General features: G+C 61.4%; 14 protein-coding genes. 6 read left to right on the top strand and 8 right to left on the bottom strand.

The genetic code is table 11. From position 1 onward, the window contains the following. Nucleotides 1-22: 22 nt before the first annotated feature. The 5 genes from M0814_RS04835 to M0814_RS04815 form a co-directional block, all read right to left on the bottom strand. The gene (locus tag M0814_RS04835) at nt 23-1,189 is read right to left on the bottom strand and encodes a putative zinc-binding metallopeptidase (RefSeq protein WP_103484603.1); all 1,167 of its coding nucleotides are present in this window, start codon (nt 1,187-1,189) and stop codon (nt 23-25) included. Nucleotides 1,190-1,440: 251 nt separating this feature from the next. Beyond that, the gene (gene ligA, locus M0814_RS04830; RefSeq protein ID WP_103484604.1) at nt 1,441-3,798 is read right to left on the bottom strand and encodes an NAD-dependent DNA ligase LigA; all 2,358 of its coding nucleotides are present in this window, start codon (nt 3,796-3,798) and stop codon (nt 1,441-1,443) included. A 225-nt stretch (nt 3,799-4,023) separates the two neighbouring features. Beyond that, nucleotides 4,024-4,887, bottom strand: coding sequence for a cell division protein ZipA (gene zipA / locus M0814_RS04825; protein ID WP_103484605.1), 864 nt, complete (start codon nt 4,885-4,887; stop codon nt 4,024-4,026). 259 nt (nt 4,888-5,146) lie between these two features. Beyond that, nucleotides 5,147-8,635, bottom strand: coding sequence for a chromosome segregation protein SMC (gene smc, locus M0814_RS04820; RefSeq protein ID WP_003223321.1), 3,489 nt, complete (start codon nt 8,633-8,635; stop codon nt 5,147-5,149). Between the two features lie 2 nt (nt 8,636-8,637). Further along, nucleotides 8,638-9,297, bottom strand: a complete 660-nt coding sequence (locus M0814_RS04815) for a GntR family transcriptional regulator (protein ID WP_045122360.1) — start codon at nt 9,295-9,297, stop codon at nt 8,638-8,640. 267 nt (nt 9,298-9,564) lie between these two features. Here M0814_RS04815 and xdhA point away from each other — a divergent pair, with 267 nt between their 5' ends. The 4 genes from xdhA to guaD all read left to right on the top strand — a co-directional run bounded on the left by xdhA (nt 9,565) and on the right by guaD (nt 15,734). Further along, complete coding sequence (gene xdhA / locus M0814_RS04810; protein WP_103484606.1) at nt 9,565-11,019, top strand: xanthine dehydrogenase small subunit; 1,455 nt, start codon at nt 9,565-9,567, stop codon at nt 11,017-11,019. After that, complete coding sequence (xdhB, locus tag M0814_RS04805; RefSeq protein WP_103484607.1) at nt 11,012-13,411, top strand: xanthine dehydrogenase molybdopterin binding subunit; 2,400 nt, start codon at nt 11,012-11,014, stop codon at nt 13,409-13,411. Before xdhA ends, xdhB begins: the two co-directional genes overlap by 8 nt. A gap of 147 nt (nt 13,412-13,558) precedes the next feature. After that, complete coding sequence (gene xdhC / locus M0814_RS04800; protein ID WP_103484608.1) at nt 13,559-14,416, top strand: xanthine dehydrogenase accessory protein XdhC; 858 nt, start codon at nt 13,559-13,561, stop codon at nt 14,414-14,416. Between the two features lie 13 nt (nt 14,417-14,429). Continuing rightward, a complete protein-coding gene (gene guaD, locus M0814_RS04795) occupies nt 14,430-15,734 on the top strand; it encodes a guanine deaminase (RefSeq protein ID WP_103484609.1) in 1,305 nt (434 codons plus the stop codon). Between the two features lie 183 nt (nt 15,735-15,917). Here the strand turns inward: guaD and M0814_RS04790 are convergent, their stop codons facing one another. Next, complete coding sequence (locus M0814_RS04790) at nt 15,918-16,682, bottom strand: GntR family transcriptional regulator (protein ID WP_007961054.1); 765 nt, start codon at nt 16,680-16,682, stop codon at nt 15,918-15,920. Nucleotides 16,683-17,041: 359 nt separating this feature from the next. On the opposite strand from M0814_RS04790, the gene M0814_RS04785 reads away from it, so the two are divergent. Continuing rightward, on the top strand, nt 17,042-18,238 hold the full coding sequence (locus tag M0814_RS04785; RefSeq protein WP_003223310.1) for a benzoate/H(+) symporter BenE family transporter: 1,197 nt from the start codon (nt 17,042-17,044) through the stop codon (nt 18,236-18,238). A gap of 37 nt (nt 18,239-18,275) precedes the next feature. Here M0814_RS04785 and M0814_RS04780 read toward each other — a convergent pair whose 3' ends face one another. After that, the gene (locus M0814_RS04780; RefSeq protein WP_003223308.1) at nt 18,276-18,620 is read right to left on the bottom strand and encodes a YggL family protein; all 345 of its coding nucleotides are present in this window, start codon (nt 18,618-18,620) and stop codon (nt 18,276-18,278) included. Nucleotides 18,621-18,855: 235 nt separating this feature from the next. Here M0814_RS04780 and dacB point away from each other — a divergent pair, with 235 nt between their 5' ends. Continuing rightward, the gene (gene dacB, locus M0814_RS04775) at nt 18,856-20,316 is read left to right on the top strand and encodes a D-alanyl-D-alanine carboxypeptidase/D-alanyl-D-alanine-endopeptidase (RefSeq protein WP_103484611.1); all 1,461 of its coding nucleotides are present in this window, start codon (nt 18,856-18,858) and stop codon (nt 20,314-20,316) included. Between the two features lie 152 nt (nt 20,317-20,468). On the opposite strand, the gene M0814_RS04770 is transcribed toward dacB, so the two are convergent. Continuing rightward, nucleotides 20,469-22,856, bottom strand: coding sequence for a diguanylate cyclase (locus M0814_RS04770; RefSeq protein WP_103484612.1), 2,388 nt, complete (start codon nt 22,854-22,856; stop codon nt 20,469-20,471). Nucleotides 22,857-22,979 lie beyond the last annotated feature (123 nt).

Here is a 22,979-nt window from a genome sequence, read left to right as displayed (position 1 = left end):
TATGAAGGGCTTCAAGCACTTGCTATTGCGCCTGCAACACCTCGTCCGCCTTGCCGCCCGCCTGCTGGATCACCAGATGGATGAAGTGCAGCTTGGCAATCGCCGCCGCCGGCAGCACGAACGGGTAGAAATCCGGCTGCCCCATGCTGCGTGACAGCTCGTTGAGCATGCCCGCCAGTTCGATCCAGGCGTTGACGAACGACAGGAACGCCGCGCCGCCGGGGTGCTCCGGGTCGTACAGCGTGCTGGACGGGAACGGCTGGTAGTCGAAGTCCATTTCCCGCGCGCTCATGCCGAAACCCAGCGCGGTATCCACCGCATCCATCATGTGCAGGTAATGCGCCCAGGTTTCGGCCCAGTCTTCCCACGGGTGCATGGTCGCGTAGGCGCTGACGTAGTGTTGCGGCCAGTCCAGCGGGGCACCTTGCTGATAATGACGGTCTAGTGCTTCGGCGTAACTGGCGCGCTCGTCGCCGAATAGCTGGCGGAACGATTCGAGCCACGGGCCGTTGGCGATCAAGCGGTCCCAGTAGTAATGCCCGACCTCATGCCGGAAATGCCCGAGCAGCGTGCGATAGGGTTCATGCATCGCCGCCCTCACCTGCTCGCGATGAGCGTCGTCGGCTTCTTTGATGTCGAGGGTGATCAGGCCGTTGGCGTGGCCGGTCATCGGCGCATTGCCTTCGAGGTCGACGCCGATGAAGTCGAAGGCCAGACCGGTCGCTTCGTCCACGGTTTTCGGGATGACCGGCAGGCCGAGGGTGATCAGTTGCGCCACCAGCCGGCGCTTGGCGATTTCGACCTTGCGCCAGCGTTCGGGGTTTTCCGGCACCGAGAGATCAGGGATGGTGCGATTGAGGCTGCAGGCGATGCACAGGCTGTCGCGGCCGTTATCCGGCAGCAGCCAGTTGCACGCGGCGGGCGTGTCGAGGTTGGCGCAGCGGCGAAACAGTCCGGCGCCGGGATCGGCATCGAGTGTCCAGCGACCGTCCTGCGGCCCCGGTTGCAGCGAGGTCAGGCGACTTTCTTCAGGCTGATAGCCCAGCATGGCGCTGCACGCCAGGCACTGACTGTTGCGAAAGAACAGCGACTGGCCGCAGCGGCACGGCCAGATTTTGCTGTTGCGTGAAGACTCGCCCATGAACGGCGCGACGATGCGAGAACTGAGCTGCTCGAAAAAGCGGTACATGGCGATCTCTCCCTGGGGCTTGCCAAGACTAGATCATCCTGAAGACAACAATGTTCCCGAATACAGCGCAGCTACTGAGTGACACTGCCGATGTGGCGAGGGAGCTTGCTCCCGCCGGGTTGCGAAGCAGCCCCAAAACCACGCGACCTCATTTATCCTGAAACACCGAGGATGGTGGTTTTGCGACGACTTCGTCGCCGAGCGGGAGCAAGCTCCCTCGCCACAAAAGCAGACCGGCGACCGAAAAAGTATCAGGCAGAAATACCGTGGGTTTTGAGGAACGCGATAAACGCCTCTTCATCCATCACCTTCACGCCCAGCTCATTGGCCTTGGTCAGCTTCGAGCCAGCCCCCGGCCCCGCCACCACGCAGTGGGTCTTGGCCGATACCGAGCCGGCGACTTTGGCGCCGAGGCTTTCCAGGTGTTCTTTGGCCACATCACGGCTCATCAGTTCGACCTTGCCAGTCAGCACCCAGGTCTCGCCGGACAGTGGCAGGCCTTCGACGACTTTCTTCTCGCTCAGCCAGTGCATACCGAAATCACGCAGCTGTTTTTCGGCAGACTCGGCGATTTGCCGGTGCTCAGGCACAGCAAAAAACTCGCGAACAGAATTGGCCTGCTTCTCCGGCAACGCCTGGCGCATGTCCAGCCAGTCGGCATCCATCACCGCTTGCAGCGAGCCGAATTTGTCCGCCAGTTTCTGTGCACCGCCCGGGCCAACCGAAGGGATGTGCAGTTTGTCGAGCAAGCCGCCGAGCGTGGTGCTGGCGGCAAATTCGGCGCCGAGTTCACCCTGATCCTGAATCTGCAGGCCATGCCCCAACAACTCGGTGATCACCTGCTGGTTGTGCTCATCCTCAAAGAAGCTGTGAATCTCGTGCGCCACTTCCAGGCCGATGTCCGGCAGGTAGGTCAGCACTTGCGGTAGCGCCTGCTGCACGCGCTCCAGCGACCCCAGCGAGCGCGCCAGAACCTTGGCCGTCTCCTCGCCGACATCGGGAATGCCCAGCGCATAAATGAACCGCGCCAGCCCCGGTTGCTTGCTGTCTTCGATGGCTGCCAGCAGCTTGTTGCTGGAGACTTCGGCGAAGCCTTCCAGATCGACAATGTCGTCGAACTTCAACGCATACAGATCGGCCGGCGAACTGACCAGACCTTCGTCGACCAGTTGCTCGACGCTCTTGTCGCCGAGGCCTTCGATGTCCATCGCCCGGCGCGAGACAAAGTGAATGATCGCCTGCTTCAGTTGCGCACCACAGGCCAGACGGCCGACGCAGCGGTACACCGCACCTTCGCTGATGGTTTCCTTGCCCTTGCTGCGCTTGACCAGTTGCGTGCGCTCGACATGGGAGCCGCAGACCGGGCAGTTCTCCGGAATCGCTACAGGACGTGCATTCTCGGGACGGCGTTCGGTGACCACTTGCACCACCTGCGGGATCACGTCACCGGCGCGGCGGATGATCACCGTGTCGCCGATCATCAGGCCCAGGCGCGCCACTTCGTCCATGTTGTGCAGGGTGGCGTTGGCCACGGTGACACCTGCGACCTTAACCGGTTTCAGCCGTGCCACCGGAGTGACGGCGCCGGTACGGCCGACCTGGAATTCCACGTCGAGAAGTTCGGTGAGTTCTTCCATGGCCGGGAATTTGTGCGCGATCGCCCAGCGCGGTTCGCGGGCACGGAAGCCCAGCTCACGCTGATCGGCGATGCTGTTGACCTTGAACACCACGCCGTCGATTTCGTAGGCCAGCGCGTTACGCCGTTCGCCGATGTCGCGGTAGTAATCCAGGCACTCGTCGATGCCTTTGGCCAGTTTCAGCTCGTGGCTGATCGGCATGCCCCACTTCTGCAATTGCTTGAGGTTGCCGATGTGGGTGTCGGAAATATCGTGGGAGACCTGACCGATGCCGTAGCAGCAGAACTCCAGCGGGCGGTTGGCGGTGATCTTCGAATCCAGCTGACGCAGGCTGCCGGCAGCGGCGTTGCGCGGGTTGGCGAAGGTCTTGCCGCCGACTTCCAGTTGCGAGGCGTTGAGGCGCTCGAAACCGGCCTTGGACATGAACACTTCACCGCGCACTTCCAGGGTCGCCGGCCAGCCCTCGCCATGCAACTTCAACGGGATGTTGCGCACGGTGCGCACGTTGACGCTGATGTCTTCACCGGTGGTGCCATCGCCGCGGGTGGCGCCACGCACCAGCACGCCGTCCTGATACAGCAGGCTGACCGCCAGGCCATCGAGTTTCGGCTCGCAACTGTATTCCACCGCGGCGCCGCCACCGAACAGATCACCGGCCGGCAGATCCAGACCCTCGGTCACCCGGCGGTCGAACTCGCGCATGTCGGTTTCTTCGAAGGCGTTGCCGAGGCTGAGCATCGGCACTTCGTGGCGTACCTGTGTGAACGCGGTCAGTGCCACGCTGCCGACCCGTTGGGTTGGCGAGTCGCTGGTGATCAATTCCGGATTGGCCGCTTCCAGTGCCTTGAGCTCGTGGAACAACCGATCGTACTCGGCGTCCGGAATGCTCGGCTCGTCGAGGACGTGGTACCGGTAGTTGTGCTGATCAAGTTCAGCGCGCAGCTCTAGGATGCGGTTTTTGGCGGCGGTCATGGGTGTTCTCTCATAAAGCAAAAGAGCAGCCGAGGCTGCTCAATCTTCTAAATCACAATAGCTCAAGGCTATGGACATTGTGGCGAGGGAGCTTGCTCCCGCTGGGCTGCGAAGCAGCCCCAATTCCATCCACCGTGTTGCATCAGGCACAACCAGGTTGCAGGATTTACGGCGGCTTCGCCACCGAGCGGGAGCAAGCTCCCTCGCCACAACTGCGCTCTGGCCTTAGCGCTTCTGGGTCAGAGCGCGGCGTTCGAATTCGACGATGCGCTGACGGTAGTGCTCGATGGTCTGCGCGGTCAGTACGCTGCGCTGGTCATCTTTCAGCTCGCCGTTCAGTTCCTGCGACAGCTTGCGCGCTGCCGCGACCATCACGTCGAAAGCCTGCTTCGGATGACGCGGGCCTGGCAGGCCGAGGAAGAAGCTCACCGCCGGGGTGCTGAAATGGTCGATGTCGTCCAGATCGAAGATGCCCGGCTTGACCGCATTGGCCATGGAGAACAGCACTTCACCGTTGCCGGCCATGCTTTCGTGACGGTGGAAAATATCCATCTCGCCAAAACGCAGACCGCTTTCAAGAATGTTCTGCAGCAGGGCCGGGCCTTTGAAGCCGGCGGCGTCGCGGCAGATCACGCTGATCACCAGCACTTCTTCGGCTTGCGGCTGATCCTTGTCGACCACCGCTGGCGACGGCTTGATGTCTTCGACGAAGTCATCATCACGGCTGCTGAAGCTCGGGCCGCCGTCCAGGTCCAGGTCGAGGTTCAGGTCGCCCTGGGCCGGACCGTTGCTGCCGCGCTTGCCACGTTTCGAACCGGATTCGCGAGGCTCGCGAGCTTCGCGGGCCGGCATGCTCACCGAAGGCAGATCGTGTTCGTCCAGTTGCGGTTCTTTATGCGTATCCAGCACGCGGGCCGGGCCCAACAGCTCAGCGCTGGTGTCCTCGTCCGGCAGGTTGGACAGACTTCGGTCAAGACGGAATTTCAGTTTTCCCTTGCCGCCGCGCATACGGCGCCAGCCATCGAAAAGAATACCGGCTATCACAATGATGCCGATGACGATCAGCCACTCGCGCAGACCGATTTCCATGTAATCCCGTGCCTCTATAAAAAATGCTGAAAAATAAGGGGTTTACATTTTGCAAACCGCTTTAAAACGTGGCGCCAACTCTATGTTCTGACAGGCGTTTTGCCCACGTATACGAAAAATTGACATTAAACTAGCACGACCAAAGACAACTTTACACCGTCTGTCACATTGGCTTGCGCGAATATGTCGATTGGCCAGCAAGTCGAAGTCGGTAAAAAAGTCCTACAGAACATCAATACCCTTCCGACACCACGCTGACTCAGGCGTCCACCATCGCCATCGCCTCCTCGACATCCACTGCAACCAGTCGCGAACAACCCGGCTCGTGCATCGTCACGCCCATCAGTTGATCGGCCATTTCCATGGCGATCTTGTTGTGGGTGATATAGATGAACTGCACGGTCTGCGACATCTCTTTAACCAATCGTGCGTAGCGTCCAACGTTAGCGTCATCCAGTGGCGCGTCAACTTCATCGAGCATGCAGAACGGCGCCGGATTCAATTTGAAGATCGCAAAAACCAGTGCCAGCGCGGTCAGGGCTTTTTCCCCGCCGGAGAGCAAATGGATGGTGCTGTTCTTCTTCCCTGGCGGCTGCGCCATGATCGTTACCCCTGTATCGAGTAGATCTTCGCCCGTCAGTTCCAAATACGCGCGCCCGCCACCGAAAACTTTCGGGAAAAGTGCCTGTAAACCGCCATTGATCTGATCAAAGGTATCTTTGAAGCGATTACGGGTTTCCTTATCGATCTTGCGGATGACGTTTTCCAGGGTCTCCAGTGCTTCCACCAGATCGGCGTCCTGCGCATCCAGATAACGTTTACGTTCGGACTGTTGCGTGTATTCGTCGATGGCCGCGAGGTTGATCGCGCCCAGGCGTTGAATCCGCGCATTGATCCGCTCGAGTTCTTCTTCGGCGGCGCGTTCACTGGCCTCGGGCGTCAACGTCGCGAGCACGCCATTGAGATCGTAGCCGTCTTCGAGCAATTGATCCTGCAGCGCCTTGCGCCGCACGGTCAGCGCTTGCCATTCCATGCGTTGCTGTTCGAGCTGGCCACGGATCATTTGCGATTGCTGCTCGGCCTGGGTCCGGCGCTTTTCCGCTTCGCGCAGTTCGCGGTCGGCGTCTTCCAGCGCGATCTGCGCGGTCTTCAGTTCTTCGTCGACGGTCATGCGTTTGTCGAGCAGTTCTTCGAGCTTCAGGCGCAGCTCTTCCAGCGGTGCCTCGCCCTCCTCCAGATTCAGGCTCAACTGCTCACGCTTTTCGGTCAGGCGCTCGGCCTGCATTTCCAGCCGCTCCAGCGCCTGCCGCGTGGAATCATGTTGCGCGCGCAACGAACCGAGGCGCACCGCCAGTTGGTGGGCGTGATCCTTGTGCTGCCGGGCTTCCTGACGCACGCGGTCGAGGCGTTCGCGCAGGCTGTCGCGCTGAGCCAGCAGCAACTCGCGCTGCTCGGTGTCCAGCGCCATGGCGTCGAGCGCTTCCTGCAATTGCATGCGCGCTTCGCCGACTTGTTCGTGTTCCAGCTCGCGCTGCTCGCCGAGTTCGATCAGCTCTTCGTCAAGCCGCGTGCGACGCAACATCAGTTGTTCGGCCTTGGCTTTACCGGCGGACAACTGGGCTTTCAACTCACCTTGGGAACGCGCTTCGTCCTGCAGCAAACGACGCAAATGCTCACGGCCGTTTTCCTGCTGCCGCTGTTGCGCACGCAGGGTCTGCAAACGGGTTTCCATGGCTTCGACCGTGGCTTCGCGCTCTTCGCGCTCGGCCTGCAGCGTCTCGATTTCCTGACCACGGGCGAGCATGCCGCTTTCAGCTTCACTGGCGCGACGCACGCGCAGAAAGTGTCGGCCGACCCAGTAACCGTCGCGACTGATCAGACTTTGCCCGGCACTCAACTGGCCGCGCAGGGCCAACGCCTGTTCGAGGCTGTCGACCGGTTTGACCTGGCCGAGCCACGGCGACAGATCGATCTGCGCCTCGACCTTGTCCAGCAAACTGCCCGCCACTCGCACACCATCGCTGGCGGGACTGAGCAGGCGCAGATCACCTTGGGTGAACGCGGACAGATCGAAGCCGTTGAAATCATCCACCAGCACCGCTTGCAGATCGGCGCCGAGTACGGTTTCCACCGCCAGCTCCCAACCGGCCTCGACCTTCAGCCCTTCGGCCAGACGCGGGCGTTCGGCGAGATTCTGTTCGCGCAGCCATTCGGCAGTGCCGGTGCCCGGATCGAGCGCGGCTTGCTGCAAGGCTTCCAGCGAGGCCAGTCGCCCGTTGAGACGCTGCAAATCGCCCTGCGCCTGTTGCTGCGCGGTCAGTGCCTGCTGCAATTCCTGACGCAGCTGTTCAAGTTTTTCGACCTGCGCTTCTTCGCTGGTCTGCAAATCTTCGAGGGTCGCTTCGGATTCGGCGAGCTGCTCGTTGAGCGCCATGATCGCCGCGTCTTCCGGGTCGGCGGAAAGCAAGTCGCGCTCTTCAGCCAGACGCTTTTGCCGATCGGCCAGACGCTCCATGCTGGTTTCCAGCTGCTGGATCCGTGACTGCTGCACTTCGGCCTGGCGCCGTGGTTCGGCGGCGGTCAGGTTGAAGGTGTCCCACTGCTCCTGCCAACCGTGCATGGTCAGCTCGGCTTCTTCCAGCGCAGCAGCAGCTTCTTCGGCGGCGGCGCTGGTGACTTCCTGCTCGGGGGTGAGCATGTCCAGCTCTTCGCCAAGGGTCAGCAGCAGCGTGCGGTCGTGGCCCAGGTGTGATTCGGTCTCAAGGCGGGCGCGCTCGGCTTCTTTCAGATCGTCCTGCAACTGGCGCAAGCGCTGCTGACCGTGCTGGATGCTCTGCTCGACCCGGGCGATGTCGCCGCCGACCGAATAGAAGCGCCCCTGCACCAGATTGAAGCGCTCGGACAGTTCATGGTGCCCGTCGCGCAGGCGCTCGATGGCGGCATCGGCATTGCGCTGCTCGGCGACCAGCGCTTCGAAACTGACTTCCTGCGTGCCGATGATCGACTCGCGCTGGCCGACCTGATCGTTCAGATCCTGCCAGCGCAGGGCCGACAGTTGCGCCTTGAGCTGACGCTCTTCGCTCTTGTATTCCTGATACTTCCTGGCGGATTCGGCCTGACGGTGCAGGCGTTCGAGCTGGCGTTCGAGTTCTTCGCGCAGGTCGGTCAGGCGCGCCAGGTTTTCGTGGGTGCGGCGGATGCGGTTTTCGGTCTCGCGCCGGCGCTCCTTGTATTTGGAGATGCCCGCCGCTTCTTCGATGAAGTTGCGCAAGTCTTCAGGCTTGGACTCGATCAGCTTGGAGATCATCCCCTGCTCGATGATCGAGTAGCTGCGCGGGCCCAGACCGGTGCCGAGGAAGATATCGGTAATGTCGCGACGACGGCATTTGGTGCCGTTGAGGTAATAAGTCGTCTGGCTGTCGCGGGTCACCTTACGACGGATGGAAATCTCCGCGTAAGCCGCGTATTCCCCCAACAGCGTGCCGGCGGAGTTGTCGAACACCAGCTCGATGCTTGCCTGGCTCACCGGTTTGCGACTGGTCGAGCCGTTGAAGATGACGTCGGTCATCGACTCGCCACGCAGGTTCTTCGCCGAACTTTCGCCCATCACCCAGCGTACGGCGTCGATGATGTTCGACTTGCCGCAACCGTTCGGCCCGACGACCGCCGCCATGTTACTGGGAAAGTTCACCGTGGTCGGGTCGACGAAGGACTTGAACCCCGCCAGTTTGATGCACTTTAGCCGCACGCTCAGGCAACCGTCAGGGCGGAAACCACCAGATCGCAGCTGCGCTGGGCGTAAGCCGTCAGCACGATGCGAATCTGCGGCAAATCACGGGCGAGCACAGCGGCCAGCAGGCGTTCGAACAGTTCGAGGAACTCGCTCATTTCGGCCTTGCGCTGTTCGAGGGCGAGGAAGTACGCACGGCTCATGGCCGGTTGCAGGTTCTCGACGGTCTCTTGCAGGTACGGGTTGTTGGCAAACGGGTACGCAGCGCGCATCACGGCGAAGCTGTCGTCGACGAAGGTGCGGATGTCCTGACGCTCGTAGCTGGCGCCCAGGCGCTGCTGGATCTGCACGAACGGCGCCATGTCGGCCTGGGTCTGCCAGCCATTGGCGACCGCATTGCCGAGCAGGATGTACAGCTCGCTCATCAGCGTGCACAGGCTCTGCACCTTGTGCGCGGTGAGTTCGGTGACATGGGCGCCACGTCGCGGCAGGATCGCGATCAGGTGGCGGCGTTCGAGGATCAGCAGGGCTTCGCGGACCGATCCGCGGCTGACATTGAGGGCCAGCGTGACCTTCTGTTCCTGAATGCGCTCTCCCGGCTTCATTTCGCCGCGAATGATGCGTTCGGCGAGGTGGTGAGCGATTTGCTCGGCGAGGCTGTCCGGCGCCTTGAACGTCATGGTTGTCCTTCAAACTCTTCGATCTGCACAAGCGGCGCAGTGTAGCGCAAATGCAAGTACATGGCGGAGTGCCCGCACGGCGCTTTTTGGCACGATTCAAGCAAAAAAGCAGTGGATCCGCTCAGGGTCAATACTCAATAGAGCACGCGTTAATCGACAAAACCGCTTTTCCTGACCTTTAAGTCAGAAAACCATTGACCGAAAAGTCAGACCTGCTAAATTCGGTTGAAGTCGGTTAACAACAATAATGAGTCTGCGAGGCCTTCCGTGATCCAGTTTTTACTTAACCAGGAACTCCGTAGCGAGCACGCCCTGGACCCGAATCTGACCGTGCTCAATTACCTGCGCGAACACGTGGGCAAATCCGGCACCAAAGAAGGCTGCGCCAGCGGCGACTGTGGCGCCTGCACCGTGGTGGTCGGCGAGTTGCAAACGGATGACGCCGGCCGCGAACACATTCGCTATCGCAGCCTCAACTCGTGCCTGACCTTTGTTTCGTCGCTGCACGGCAAACAACTGATCAGCGTCGAAGACCTCAAACACCAGGGCGAACTGCATAGTGTGCAGAAAGCCATGGTCGAGTGCCACGGCTCGCAGTGCGGCTTCTGCACTCCCGGTTTCGTCATGTCGCTGTTTGCCCTGCAAAAGAACAGCGATGCACCGGATCAGGCCAAGGCGCACGAAGCGCTGGCCGGCAACCTCTGCCGCTGCACCGGCTACCGCCCGATCCTCGCCGCCGCCGAGCAATCCTGCTGTGGCAAGCAGCCGGACCAGTTCGATGCCCGCGAAGCCGAGACCATCGCCCGCCTCAAAGCCATCGCCCCGACCGATATCGGGGAGCTCAACAGTGGCGACAAGCGCTGCCTGGTGCCGCTGACCGTCGCCGATCTGGCCGACCTCTACGACGCTTACCCACAAGCCCGACTGCTGGCCGGCGGTACCGATCTGGCACTGGAAGTCACCCAGTTCCACCGCACCTTGCCGGTGATGATCTACGTCGGCAACGTCGCCGAAATGAAGCGCATCGAAACCTTCGATGACCGCATCGAAATCGGCGCTGCCACCGCCCTCTCCGACTGCTACGAAGCACTGACGGCTGAATACCCGGACTTCGGCGAATTGCTGCACCGTTTCGCCTCACTGCAGATCCGCAACCAGGGCACCCTCGGCGGCAACATCGGCAACGCCTCGCCAATCGGTGACTCGCCACCGCTGCTGATCGCCCTCGGCGCGCAGGTGGTGCTGTGCAAAGGTGAAACCCGGCGCACGCTGAACCTGGAAGATTACTTCATCGACTACAAGGTCACCGCCCGCCAGGAAAGCGAATTCATCGAGAAGATCATCGTCCCGCGTGCCAGCGCCGAACAGCGTTTCCGCGCCTACAAAGTCTCCAAGCGTCTGGACGATGACATCTCCGCCGTCTGCGCCGCGTTCAACCTGCGCGTGGAAAACGGCGTGATCACCGACGCGCGCATGGCATTCGGCGGCATGGCCGCGATCCCGAAACGCGCCGCCCATTGCGAAGCCGTGCTGCTCGGTCAGCCGTTCAACAACGCCGTGATCGAACGCGCCTGCGCCGCACTGGCTGACGACTTCACGCCGCTCTCGGACTTCCGCGCCAGCAAGGAATACCGCCTGCTCAGTGCGCAGAACCTGCTGCGCAAATACTTCATCGAACTGCAAACACCGCACATCGAGACTCGGGTGACCGCTTATGTCTAACCATCACGCCGTAGAGAAGACCCAAGCCGAATTGGCGGAACTGTTTGCCAAGGACCTGACCACCGGTGTCGGCCGCAGCGTCAAGCACGACAGCGCCGCCAAGCATGTGTCCGGTGAGGCGCAGTACATCGATGATCGCCTGGAATTTCCCAATCAGCTGCACGTTTACGCACGGCTGTCGGACCGCGCCCACGCGAAAATCATCAGCATCGACACCAAGCCCTGCTACGCCTTCGAAGGCGTGCGCATTGCGATCACCCATGAAGACGTGCCGGGCCTGAAAGACATCGGCCCGCTGCTGCCGGGCGATCCGCTGCTGGCGATTGATGACGTGCAATTCGTCGGTCAGCCAGTGCTGGCCGTGGCCGCGAAAGACCTGGAAACCGCGCGCAAAGCGGCAATGGCGGCGATCATCGAGTACGAAGATCTCGAGCCGGTGCTGGACGTGGTCGAAGCCCTGCGCAAACGCCACTTCGTGCTCGACAGCCACACCCATCAACGTGGCGATTCGGCTTCGGCATTGGCCACCGCCGAACACCGTATTCAAGGCACGCTGCACATCGGCGGTCAGGAACACTTTTATCTGGAAACCCAGATCTCCTCGGTGATGCCCACCGAAGACGGCGGCATGATCGTCTACTGCTCGACGCAGAACCCCACCGAAGTGCAGAAACTGGTGGCCGAAGTGCTCGACGTGTCGATGAACAAGATCGTCGTCGACATGCGCCGCATGGGCGGTGGTTTCGGCGGCAAGGAAACCCAGGCCGCCAGCCCGGCGTGCCTGTGCGCGGTGGTCGCGCACCTCACCGGTCAGCCGACCAAGATGCGTCTGCCACGGGTCGAAGACATGCTGATGACCGGCAAGCGCCACCCGTTCTATGTCGAGTATGACGTCGGTTTCGACAGCTCCGGGCGCCTGCACGGCATCGCCATGGACCTGGCCGGCAACTGCGGCTGTTCGCCAGACCTGTCGGCGTCGATCGTTGACCGGGCGATGTTCCACTCGGACAACTCGTACTACCTCGGTGACGCGACCATCAACGGTCACCGCTGCAAGACCAACACCGCGTCGAACACCGCCTACCGTGGTTTCGGCGGCCCGCAGGGCATGGTTGCGATCGAAGAAGTGATGGACGCGATTGCCCGTCACCTCAACCTCGATCCACTGGCGGTGCGCAAGGCCAACTACTACGGCAAGACCGAGCGCAACGTCACCCACTACTACCAGACCGTCGAGCACAACATGCTCGAAGAGATGACCGCCGAACTGGAAGAAAGCAGCCAGTACGCCGAGCGCCGCGAAGCGATCCGCCGCTATAACGCCAACAGCCCGATCTTGAAAAAAGGCCTGGCGCTGACCCCGGTGAAATTCGGTATCTCCTTCACCGCCAGCTTCTTGAACCAGGCCGGCGCGCTGATCCACGTCTACACCGACGGCAGCATCCACTTGAACCACGGTGGCACGGAAATGGGCCAGGGCCTCAACACCAAGGTCGCGCAGGTGGTAGCTGAAGTGTTCCAGGTGGAAATGGATCGGGTGCAGATCACCGCGACCAACACCGACAAAGTGCCGAATACCTCGCCGACTGCGGCGTCCAGCGGTGCCGACCTCAACGGCAAGGCTGCGCAGAACGCCGCAGAGATCATCAAGCAGCGTCTGGTGGAGTTCGCTGCGCGGCACTACAAGGTCAGCGAAGAAGATGTGGAATTCCACAACGGCCATGTGCGCGTGCGTGACCACATCATGACCTTCGAAGCGCTGATCCAACTGGCGTATTTCAATCAGGTCTCGCTGTCGAGCACCGGCTTCTACAAGACCCCGAAAATCTACTACGACCGCAGCCAGGCCCGTGGTCGGCCGTTCTACTACTTCGCCTTCGGCGCGGCGTGCTGCGAAGTGATCGTCGATACCCTGACCGGCGAGTACAAGATGCTCCGTACCGACATCCTCCACGACGTCGGCGCCTCGCTGAACCCGGCGATCGACATCGGTCAGGTCGAGGGCGGTTTCGTCCAGGGCATGGGCTGGCTGACCATGGAAGAACTGGTCTGGAACAACAAGGGCAAGCTGATGACCAACGGCCCGGCCAGCTACAAGATCCCGGCCGTGGCCGACATGCCGCTGGACCTGCGGGTGAAGCTGGTCGAGAACCGCAAGAACCCGGAGGACACGGTGTTCCATTCCAAGGCTGTGGGTGAGCCGCCGTTCATGCTCGGGATTGCCGCGTGGTGTGCGATCAAGGATGCGGTGGCGAGCCTAGGTGACTACCGGCATCAGCCGAAGATTGACGCGCCGGCGACTCCGGAGCGGGTGTTGTGGGGGTGTGAGCAGATGCGTCAGCTCAAGACTGTGAAAGCGGTCGAAGCTGAAACCGAGCTGGCTCCGCTCTAGGACCGAGGCGCGGCTTTCGCGAGCAAGCTCGCTCCCACAGTAGATCTTCAGTGGGCACAGATTTTGTGGAAGACAGAGATCAAAAATGTGGGAGCGAGCTTGCTCGCGAATAGGCCCGAACAGACAACGATGTTGTAGGGGTGAACTATGTACAACTGGATCGACGCCCTCGCCGACCTGCAGAACCAGGGCGAACCCTGTGTTCTGGTGACGATCATCGAAGAACTCGGCTCGACCCCGCGCAACGCCGGTTCGAAAATGGTCGTCAGCGCCAGACGGACCTTCGACACCATCGGTGGCGGGCATCTGGAATACAAAGCCATGCAAATCGCCCGCGAGATGCTCGCCAGCGGTAAGCAGGACACCCATCTGGAGCGTTTCAGCCTCGGCGCCAGCCTCGGCCAGTGCTGCGGCGGCGCCACCGTGCTGCTGTTCGAACCGATGGGCCAGGTGCAAGCGCAAATCGCCGTATTCGGCGCCGGGCATGTCGGCCGGGCGTTGGTGCCGTTGCTCGCCAGCCTGCCGTGCCGGGTGCGCTGGATCGACTCGCGGGAAGAGGAATTCCCCGAACAGATCCCCCACGGCGTGCGTAAAATCGTCGCCGAAGAGCCTGTGGATGAAATCGATGACCTGCCCGTCGGCAGCTACTGCATCGTCATGACCCACAACCATCAGCTGGACCTGGAACTCACCGCCGCGATTCTCAAGCGCAACGACTTCGCCTGGTTCGGCCTGATCGGCTCGAAGACCAAACGGGCCAAGTTCGAACATCGCCTGCGTGATCGCGGTTTCGACAGCGGCGTCGTGCAACGCATGCGCTGCCCGATGGGCATCGGCGAAGTCAAAGGCAAACTGCCTGTGGAAATCGCCATCTCCATCGCCGGCGAAATCATCGCCACCTATAACGCCAATTTCGGCCAGCACACCGCCAGCGCCGAACCGATTGCCAAACTGCTGCCGGTTTCCCGGCGCAGTCAGGCCGCCAAACTCAAAGCCTCAAACTGATTAGAGAACCCTCATGCCTCTGACTCGCAAAGTCTACCGCGCCGCCATCCTGCACAGCATCGCCGACCCCGCCGAAGTCGGGATCGAAGCCTCCTACGAATATTTCGAGGACGGCCTGCTGGTGGTCGATGGCGGCAAGATCAGCGCCCTCGGCCACGCCAGCGACCTGCTGCCGACCCTGCCGGCGGACATCGAGATCACCCACTATCAGGACGCGCTGATCACCCCGGGCTTCATCGACACCCACATCCACCTGCCGCAAACCGGCATGGTCGGCGCCTACGGCGAGCAACTGCTGGACTGGCTCAACACCTACACCTTCCCCTGCGAAAGCCAGTTCGGTGACAAGGCTCACGCCGACGACGTGGCCGATATCTTCATCAAGGAACTGCTGCGCAACGGCACCACCACCGCACTGGTGTTCGGCAGCGTGCACCCGCAGTCGGTGAACTCGTTCTTCGAGGCCGCCGAGAAACTTGATCTGCGGATGATCGCCGGCAAGGTGATGATGGACCGCAACGCCCCGGACTACCTGACCGACACCGCCGAATCGAGCTACGTCGAGAGCAAGGCGCTGATCGAACGCTGGCACGGCAAGGGTCGCCTGCACTACGCGGTCACCCCGCGCTTCGCCCCGACCAGCACCCCGGAACAATTGACCCTCGCCAGCCAACTGCTGACCGAATACCCGGATCTGTACATGCAGACCCACATCAGCGAAAACCTCAAGGAAATCGAGTGGGTCAAGGAACTGTTCCCGGAGCGCAAGGGTTACCTCGACGTTTACGACCACTACCAACTGCTCGGCGAACGCTCGGTGTTCGCTCACGGCGTACACCTGTGCGACGACGAATGTGCGCGGCTGGCGGAAACCGGCTCGGCAATCTCGTTCTGCCCGACCTCGAACTTCTTCCTCGGCAGCGGCCTGTTCAACTTGCCAATGGCCGAGAAGCACAAGCTCAACGTCGGCCTCGGCACTGACGTCGGCGGCGGCACCAGTTTCTCGCTGCTGCAAACGCTGAACGAAGCCTACAAAGTCATGCAGCTGCAGGGTGCGCGGCTGAGTCCGTTCAAGTCGCTGTACCTGGCGACCCTGGGCGGTGCGCGGGCACTGCGCCTGGAAGACAAGATCGGCAACCTGCAGCCGGGTTCTGATGCGGACTTCCTGGTGCTGGATTACAACGCCACCCCACTGCTCAGCTATCGCCTGAAACAGGCCAACAACATTGCCGAGACGTTGTTCGTGCTGATGACGCTAGGGGATGACCGCACGGTGCAGCAGACTTATGCGGCAGGGGCTTTGGTGCATCAGCGCTGAGTTTTCCCGAGGCATAAAAAATCCCCCGGCGGTGTTAGCCCCGGGGGATTTTTGTTGCCTGTCAGACCGTATTCGCGAGCAAGCCCGCTCCCACAGGGGATATCAGTCACCCACAAATCTTGTGTTCACTGAAGATCCAATGTGGGAGCGGGCTCGCTCGCGAAGGCCGCGACTCGGTATCAGTCAGAGTTTCGCCGCAGGGCGCCCAGGCTTCTTGGTCTGCAACAAATGCGAGAACACCGCATGCAAATCATCCGACGCACTCTCCTCATCGAGGTTGAGCTTGCTGTCGATGTGGTCCATGTGATGCATCATCAGGTCCACCGCCAGCTCACCGTTGCGCGCTTCGATGGCGTCGATCAACTGAGTGTGCTCGTCGTAGGAGCAATGCGAGCGGTTGCCGCTTTCATACTGGGCGATGATCAGCGAGGTCTGCGAGACCAGGCTGCGCTGGAAGCTGATCAGTGGCGCGTTTTTCGCCGCTTCGGCCAGTTTCAGGTGGAATTCGCCCGACAGACGAATACCGGCGCCGCGATCGCCACGGGAGAAACTGTCGCGTTCGTCGTTGACCATCTGGCGCAATTCGGCGATCTGCTCGGCGGTGGCGTGCTGCACGGCCAGTTCGGTAATCGCGCGCTCCACCAGACGGCGGGCCATGAACACCTGACGCGCTTCTTCAACGCTCGGGCTGGCGACGACCGCGCCACGGTTCGGCCGCAACAGCACCACGCCTTCATGGGCCAGACGCGACAGCGCGCGGCGAATGATGGTGCGGCTGACCCCGAAGATTTCCCCCAGCGCTTCTTCGCTCAATTTTGTACCGGGCGCCAGACGCTGTTCGAGGATGGCCTCGAAGATATGCGCGTAGACAATATCGTCCTGGGTTCCGCTGCGGCCGGCTTTGCCTGCTCGCGGTTGTTTCTTGAGGGGTTGCAACTGTTCGTTCATGGGCACTCGAGTCGGGAGAACTGCGGCGAATAGACCGTGACTGTAATACGGCACAGTAGGTCGCTGGCAAGTATCGCGTAAAAAACAGCGCGATTGTACACAATGGATGGTGGCAACACGACTGTATGGCTGTTTGTGTCCACGGCTGTATTGCAACGATCCGTTACGATTGAGTTTAGGCTTGATCGCAGAATCCGCTGCCAGAACAAAAATCCCCCTGTGGGAGCGGGCTTGCTCGCGAAGGCGGCGTGTCAGGCGACATCTGCCTTGAATGACCCACCGCTTTCGCGAGCAAGCCCGCTCCCACTGGGTTCAGCGTTGCTACGGACATCTCCACCTGTATAAGGAACACCGCCGTCATGAACGACACCGCCTACACTCGCCTGCGCCCCCTCGCCGACACTTCGCCCTCGGCGATTGTCGCCGGTTTCATCGCGATGATGACCGGCTACACCAGTTCGCTGGTGCTGATGTTCCAGGCCGGGCAAGCGGCGGGTTTGAGCAGCGCGCAGATTTCCTCGTGGATCTGGGCGATCTCGATCGGCATGGCGGTGTGCTCGATTGGCCTGTCGTTGCGCTATCGCACACCGATCACCATTGCCTGGTCGACACCGGGTGCAGCCTTGTTGATCACCAGCCTGGGCGGCGTCACCTATGGCGAGGCCATCGGCGCCTACATCACCTGCGCGGTGCTGGTGACGATTTGCGGCCTGACCGGCAGCTTCGAACGCCTGGTGAAAAAGATCCCGGCGTCGCTGGCAGCGGCGCTGCTGGCGGGGATTCTGTTCAAGATCGGCAGCGAAATCTTCGTCGCCGCGCAGCACCGCACCGGGCTGGTGTTGGGGATGTTCTTCACCTATTTGGTGGTCAAACGCCTGTCGCCGCGTTACGCGGTACTGGCTGCGCTGCTGATCGGCACTGCGCTGTCAGGTTTCATGGGGCTGCTGGATTTCAGCGGTTTCCATCTGGAAGTGGCGACGCCGGTGTGGACCACTCCGCACTTCTCGCTGGCCGCGACCATCAGCATCGGCATTCCGTTGTTCGTGGTGGCGATGACCTCACAGAACATGCCCGGCATTGCCGTGCTGCGGGCTGATGGCTACAACGTACCGGCCTCGCCGCTGATCACCACCACCGGCATCGCCTCGCTGCTGCTGGCGCCGTTCGGTTCCCACGGCATCAACCTCGCGGCGATCAGCGCGGCGATCTGCACCGGGCCGCACGCCCATGAAGATCGCAACAAGCGCTACACCGCCGCGGTCTGGTGCGGGATTTTCTACGGGATCGCCGGGGTATTCGGCGCTACATTGGCGGCGCTGTTTGCCGCGCTGCCGAAGGAACTGGTGCTGTCGATTGCCGCGCTGGCGCTGTTCGGCTCGATCATCAATGGCCTGAGCATTGCCATGACCGAGGTCAAGGAACGCGAGGCGGCGCTGATCACCTTCATGGTCACGGCGTCGGGGCTGACGCTGTTTTCCATCGGCTCGGCGTTCTGGGGGATTGTCGCGGGGGTACTGACCTTGCTGATCCTCAACTGGCGCAAAACCCAGGCATAAAAAAACGGCGACCCTCAGGTCGCCGTTTTTTTCAGTATCACTTAGCCGCGTTGATCGGCTTTTCCGGATACCAGACGTCCAGCAGCGGGCTGACAGTCATGCCGGTCAGTTCGCTACGGTTTTTCAGCCAGGCTTCAACGGCAGCGCGCTGCTCTTCGTTGACCGAGCCACGCTTCTGCAGGCAAACCAGACCGAAGTCATCGCCGCCAACATAACCCAGACCGTTGGCTTCCATGGCTTCTTTGATGAATGCTTCGAGGAAAGCGTCAATGGCTTCTTCGGACAAGTCTTCTTTGAAGTCCAGGTTCAGTTCGAAACCCAGCTCTTGGAATTCATCAACGCACAGTTTTTTGCGCAGACGCTGGGAACGGTTAGTCGCCATTGGAACAATCCTCTTAAGTAATAACGGCCGGCACTTTACCAGCTTAAGCGGTCAATTGCCCGACTCTCTGGGCGCGGTGGCCGACCGCCTGTAAAAAAAATAACGAAATGGCCGCCTCGGGCAAGGCACAAGCTGTTACACCTTGGGGCATAATGCCGACACTTTCATGACCACTGAGGGCTTTTTCATTCATGCCTTCGTTATTTTCCCCCTCTTCTGCAGGGTTCTATTTCATATGATCAAATCGTTGCGTCCTCTCTTTCTCGCCGGCCTTCTTCTGCCCCTGGCCCTGCCGGTTGCCGCTGCCACCATCAACACCGCCCTCACCCCCAACGTCGAAAAAGCCCTCAAGGCCAGCAAACTGCAGCCAACCGCGCTGTCGCTGGTGATGATCCCGCTCGACGGCCCGGGCAATCCGACCGTGTACAACGCCGACGTCTCGGTCAACCCGGCCTCGACCATGAAACTGGTGACCACCTACGCTTCGCTGGAAATGCTTGGCCCCAACCATCAGTGGAAAACCGAGTTCTACACCGACGGCGACCTGAGCGGCGGCATCCTCAATGGCAACCTGTACCTCAAGGGTGGCGGCGATCCGAAGCTGAACATGGAAAAACTCTGGCTGCTGATGCGCGACCTGCGCGCCAACGGCGTGACCCAGGTCACCGGCGACCTGATCCTCGACCGCAGCTTTTTCATCCAGCCACAACTGCCCGAATTCAACGACGACGGCAACGACGAGAACAAACCGTTCCTGGTCAAACCGGACTCGCTGCTGGTCAACCTCAAGGCCCTGCGCTTCGTTGCACGTAATGACAGTGGCCGGGTGCTGATCTCGGTGGAGCCGCCGATTGCCAGCGTGCGCATCGAAAACACGGTCAAGGCGCTCAACTCCAAGCAGTGCACCGGTGGCGTGCGCTACAACCCGGTGACCCAGGCGGACGGCAGCGTGACCGTGACCGTCGCCGGTCAATTGGGCGAGGGCTGCAGCTCGCAGACCTATCTGTCGCTGCTCGACCACGCGACCTACACCGCCGGTGCCGTGCGCGCGATCTGGAAAGAACTGGGTGGCAGCATCCAGGGCAAGGATCGCCTCGCCGCGACCCCGAGCAGCGCCAAGCTGCTGGCCCGCGCCTACTCGCCGGATCTGGCGGAAATCATCCGCGACATCAACAAATACAGTAACAACACCATGGCTCAGCAGCTGTTCCTGAGCCTCGGTCAGAAGTACCGCAACGAAGCCGACGGTGATGACGCCAAGGCTGCGCAACGCGTGGTTCGCCAGTGGCTGGCGAAGAAAGGCATCACCGCGCCGCACCTGGTGATGGAGAACGGCTCCGGGCTGTCGCGCGCCGAACGCGTCAGCGCCCGCGAGATGGCCAACATGCTGCAAGCCGCCTGGCATAGCCCGTACGCCGCCGAGTACATCAGCTCGCTGCCGATTGCCGGCATGGACGGCACCATGCGCAAACGCCTGAAGACCACCGCGATGCGCGGCGAAGCCCACGTCAAGACCGGTACCCTGAACACCGTACGGGCAATTGCCGGCTTCAGCCGCGACGTCAACGGCAACACCTGGGCGGTGGTGGCGATCCTCAACGACAAGGCCCCGTTCGGCGCGTCGTCGGTGCTGGATCAGGTGCTGCTGGATCTGTACAAGCAGCCGCGCCTGCCGCAGACGGCTTCGGCGCTGTAAGCACCAAGTAAAAGCCGTTCCTTTGTGGCGAGGGAGCTTGCTCCCGCTTGAGTGCGCAGCGCTCACAAAATTTTTTGGGGCAGCTTCGCTGCCCAGCGGGAGCAAGCTCCCTCGCCACAAAACAGGGTTCCACAGGGGATTGGCGTAACGGCTTAGCTCATCTGCTCGACCCGGTCGCGCCCGCCCTGCTTCGCCGCATACACCCCCGAATCCGCCCGCAGCAGCAGCGCATCCGCACCCTCCCCCGGGCGCCAGCTGGCGATGCCGAAACTGGCCGTCACCACCCCGACCACATCCACCGGCGCACTGCGCAGGCCTTGCCATAGCTCCATGGCGAGGATGTACGCGTGCTCGCCGTCGATGTCCGGGCACAACACCATGAACTCTTCACCGCCCAGGCGGCAGAACACATCGGTTCGGCGCAAGCGATGAGCGATGCGCTCGCACACCGCCTGCAGCACCCGGTCGCCCACGGCATGGCCGTACTGGTCGTTGATGCGCTTGAAGTGATCGATGTCGAGCATGATCACCGACAGCTCGCCGCCGCCCCGTTCGACCCGGGCCATCTCAGTGGTCAGGCGTTCCTGGAAGTAGCGACGGTTGTGAATGCCGGTCAGTGAGTCAGTGACCGACAGCGCCCGCAGCTCCTCTTCGACCCGCTTCAGATCGGAAATGTCCGAGATGTAGCCGTGCCACAGCACGCCGCCGCCCGGCAGTTCTTCCGGCGTCGCCTCGCCGCGCACCCAGCGCAGGCCGCGCTCGGGCAACTGCACGCGGTACTCCTCGCGCCATGGACTCAGATTGTCCGCCGAGGCGCGGATCGAGGTGCGCACGCGGGTGATGTCTTGCGGATGGATACGGGTGAAAATCGCCTCGGCATTGAGCAGCAGCACGTCCGGCTCCAGCTCGTAGATCTCGCGGATGCCGTCGCTGGCGTAGATCACGCTGAAGCGCCCGTCGAATTCCATCTTGAATTGATAGATGCCGCCGGGCACGTGGGCGCTGAGTTTTTTCAGCAGTACATCGCGCGCCGCCAGTGCTTCGTGCACACGCTTGCGCTCGGTGATGTCGATGCAGATCGCCAGATGACCGACCCACAGTCCTTGCTCATCGAGCACCGGGGTGGCAAGCATGTTCACCGGCAGATGGCTGCCGTCGCTGCGTACCAGCGTCCACTCGCGCGCCTCATGACCGCCGACCTCGCCGCCCTCGACCAGCATCGCGTGGCAGGTCGGAATGCTCTTGCCGTAACGCGCACTCAACTCCGCCGAACGCGCGGCCAGCTCTCGCGGCAGATGCAGGTTTTCCAGCGTCATGTGCCCGACCACGTCAGCGCTGCTGTAGCCGAGCATCTGTTCGGCGCCAGGGTTGAAGGTGTTGATCACCCCGCGCAGGTCGGTGGCAATGATTGCCACTTGGGTCGCGGCATTCAGCACGCCGCGCAACTGGCCGTGGGTGCCGCGCAATTCCTGCTCCCGGGCGTGCAGTTCCTGGGTACGCAGTTCGACCATGCGCAAGGCGCGTTGACGCTGGCTCACCAACACATAGAGCAATGCGCTGAGCAACACACTCAGCAGCGCGCCCAGCACCACCAGGCTGCTGATTGACGAATGGTTGGCCTGCAGAAAGGCTTCGCTGGGCTGTATGTCCACCTGATAGTCATGGTCGGCCATGCGCAACAACTGCGTGGCCGACAGATCACTGGCCCCCGCCTTGTTGGCCGACTCGTAAAGCACTTCATGCTGATCGTCTGTGGACAGGTCAAGAATGCGTACGCTGAGGAAATCCTGGTTGTCTTCGGGCAACCCGTCGGCCAGCAACTGCTGCATGCTGATCACCGCCATCACATAGCCTTCCGGCGGACTTTTCGGTGCCCCTTCGCGAGTGACCGGCGCCACCAGCAATACGCCCCGGGCATACGCCGGATCAACGCCCACCAGATGCAACGGCTGGGACACCACCATGTGCCCGGTGCGGTCGGCGCGCTCCAGTGTCGCCCGGCGCAGGGGTTGCGCCAGCAGGTCGTAACCCAGTGGCGTAGGCAAGCGGCTCTGACTCTGGGTGTAGATCACCGGCACATATTCGGGGCGATCACCGGCTACCTGGAGCTGGTCGTCAGCGGTCAGTTCACGAAAGGTAAAGGTGCTGAAACCTTCGTTGCGCACCGCTTGCTCAACCGCCGGGCGCTGGGCACGGCTGACCCGCGGCGCATAGGAATAGGCCTGGGTGCGTAATAAAAGAGGTTTGGCATAGCCATCGAATTCGCTGCGTGAGACCGAATCGGAGTTGGCGAAGAAGCGGCGCAGGCCGTCGAGGCGCTGCTCCTGATCCTGGAAACGTTCTTCGATGCGGCTGTAACGCTCATTGGCCAGCAGCTGAAAGCGTTGATGCAGTTGATGATGAAACTGAGTGAGGGTGGCCCAGGCGAGCAGCCCCGTGAGAATCCCGCCGGCGAGCAATACCAGCAGCGCGACCAGCCAGGCCGAGACTTCTTCGCTGATAAAACCCAGTATCTTTGGGCGCACGGGGTGCAACGACATAGGGGCAACTCACAACGCCACTGTTTCAGGGAAAAACCCCATTGGCCATGAGTTGAGTTATAGCTATTAGCCATTAATTTGGCTAGCTCTGATCGGATCCAAGAGCCTTTTAAAATCAAGGCT

Source organism: Pseudomonas sp. MWU12-2020 (assembly GCF_023100605.1).
Classification (GTDB): domain Bacteria; phylum Pseudomonadota; class Gammaproteobacteria; order Pseudomonadales; family Pseudomonadaceae; genus Aquipseudomonas; species Aquipseudomonas fluorescens_H.
This window is presented reverse-complemented; position numbering and strand designations above follow the sequence as displayed.

Bases quoted from the DNA above. Each gene is read 5' to 3' on its own strand.
- M0814_RS04835 (WP_103484603.1), bottom strand. From the start codon at position 1,189: ATGTACCGCTTTTTCGAGCAGCTCAGTTCTCGCATCGTCGCGCCGTTC.
- ligA (WP_103484604.1), bottom strand. From the start codon at position 3,798: ATGACCGCCGCCAAAAACCGCATCCTAGAGCTGCGCGCTGAACTTGAT.
- zipA (WP_103484605.1), bottom strand. From the start codon at position 4,887: ATGGAAATCGGTCTGCGCGAGTGGCTGATCGTCATCGGCATCATTGTG.
- M0814_RS04815 (WP_045122360.1), bottom strand. From the start codon at position 9,297: ATGACGTTCAAGGCGCCGGACAGCCTCGCCGAGCAAATCGCTCACCAC.
- xdhB (WP_103484607.1), top strand. From the start codon at position 11,012: ATGTCTAACCATCACGCCGTAGAGAAGACCCAAGCCGAATTGGCGGAA.
- xdhC (WP_103484608.1), top strand. From the start codon at position 13,559: ATGTACAACTGGATCGACGCCCTCGCCGACCTGCAGAACCAGGGCGAA.
- guaD (WP_103484609.1), top strand. From the start codon at position 14,430: ATGCCTCTGACTCGCAAAGTCTACCGCGCCGCCATCCTGCACAGCATC.
- M0814_RS04790 (WP_007961054.1), bottom strand. From the start codon at position 16,682: ATGAACGAACAGTTGCAACCCCTCAAGAAACAACCGCGAGCAGGCAAA.
- M0814_RS04785 (WP_003223310.1), top strand. From the start codon at position 17,042: ATGAACGACACCGCCTACACTCGCCTGCGCCCCCTCGCCGACACTTCG.
- M0814_RS04780 (WP_003223308.1), bottom strand. From the start codon at position 18,620: ATGGCGACTAACCGTTCCCAGCGTCTGCGCAAAAAACTGTGCGTTGAT.
- dacB (WP_103484611.1), top strand. From the start codon at position 18,856: ATGATCAAATCGTTGCGTCCTCTCTTTCTCGCCGGCCTTCTTCTGCCC.
- M0814_RS04770 (WP_103484612.1), bottom strand. From the start codon at position 22,856: ATGTCGTTGCACCCCGTGCGCCCAAAGATACTGGGTTTTATCAGCGAA.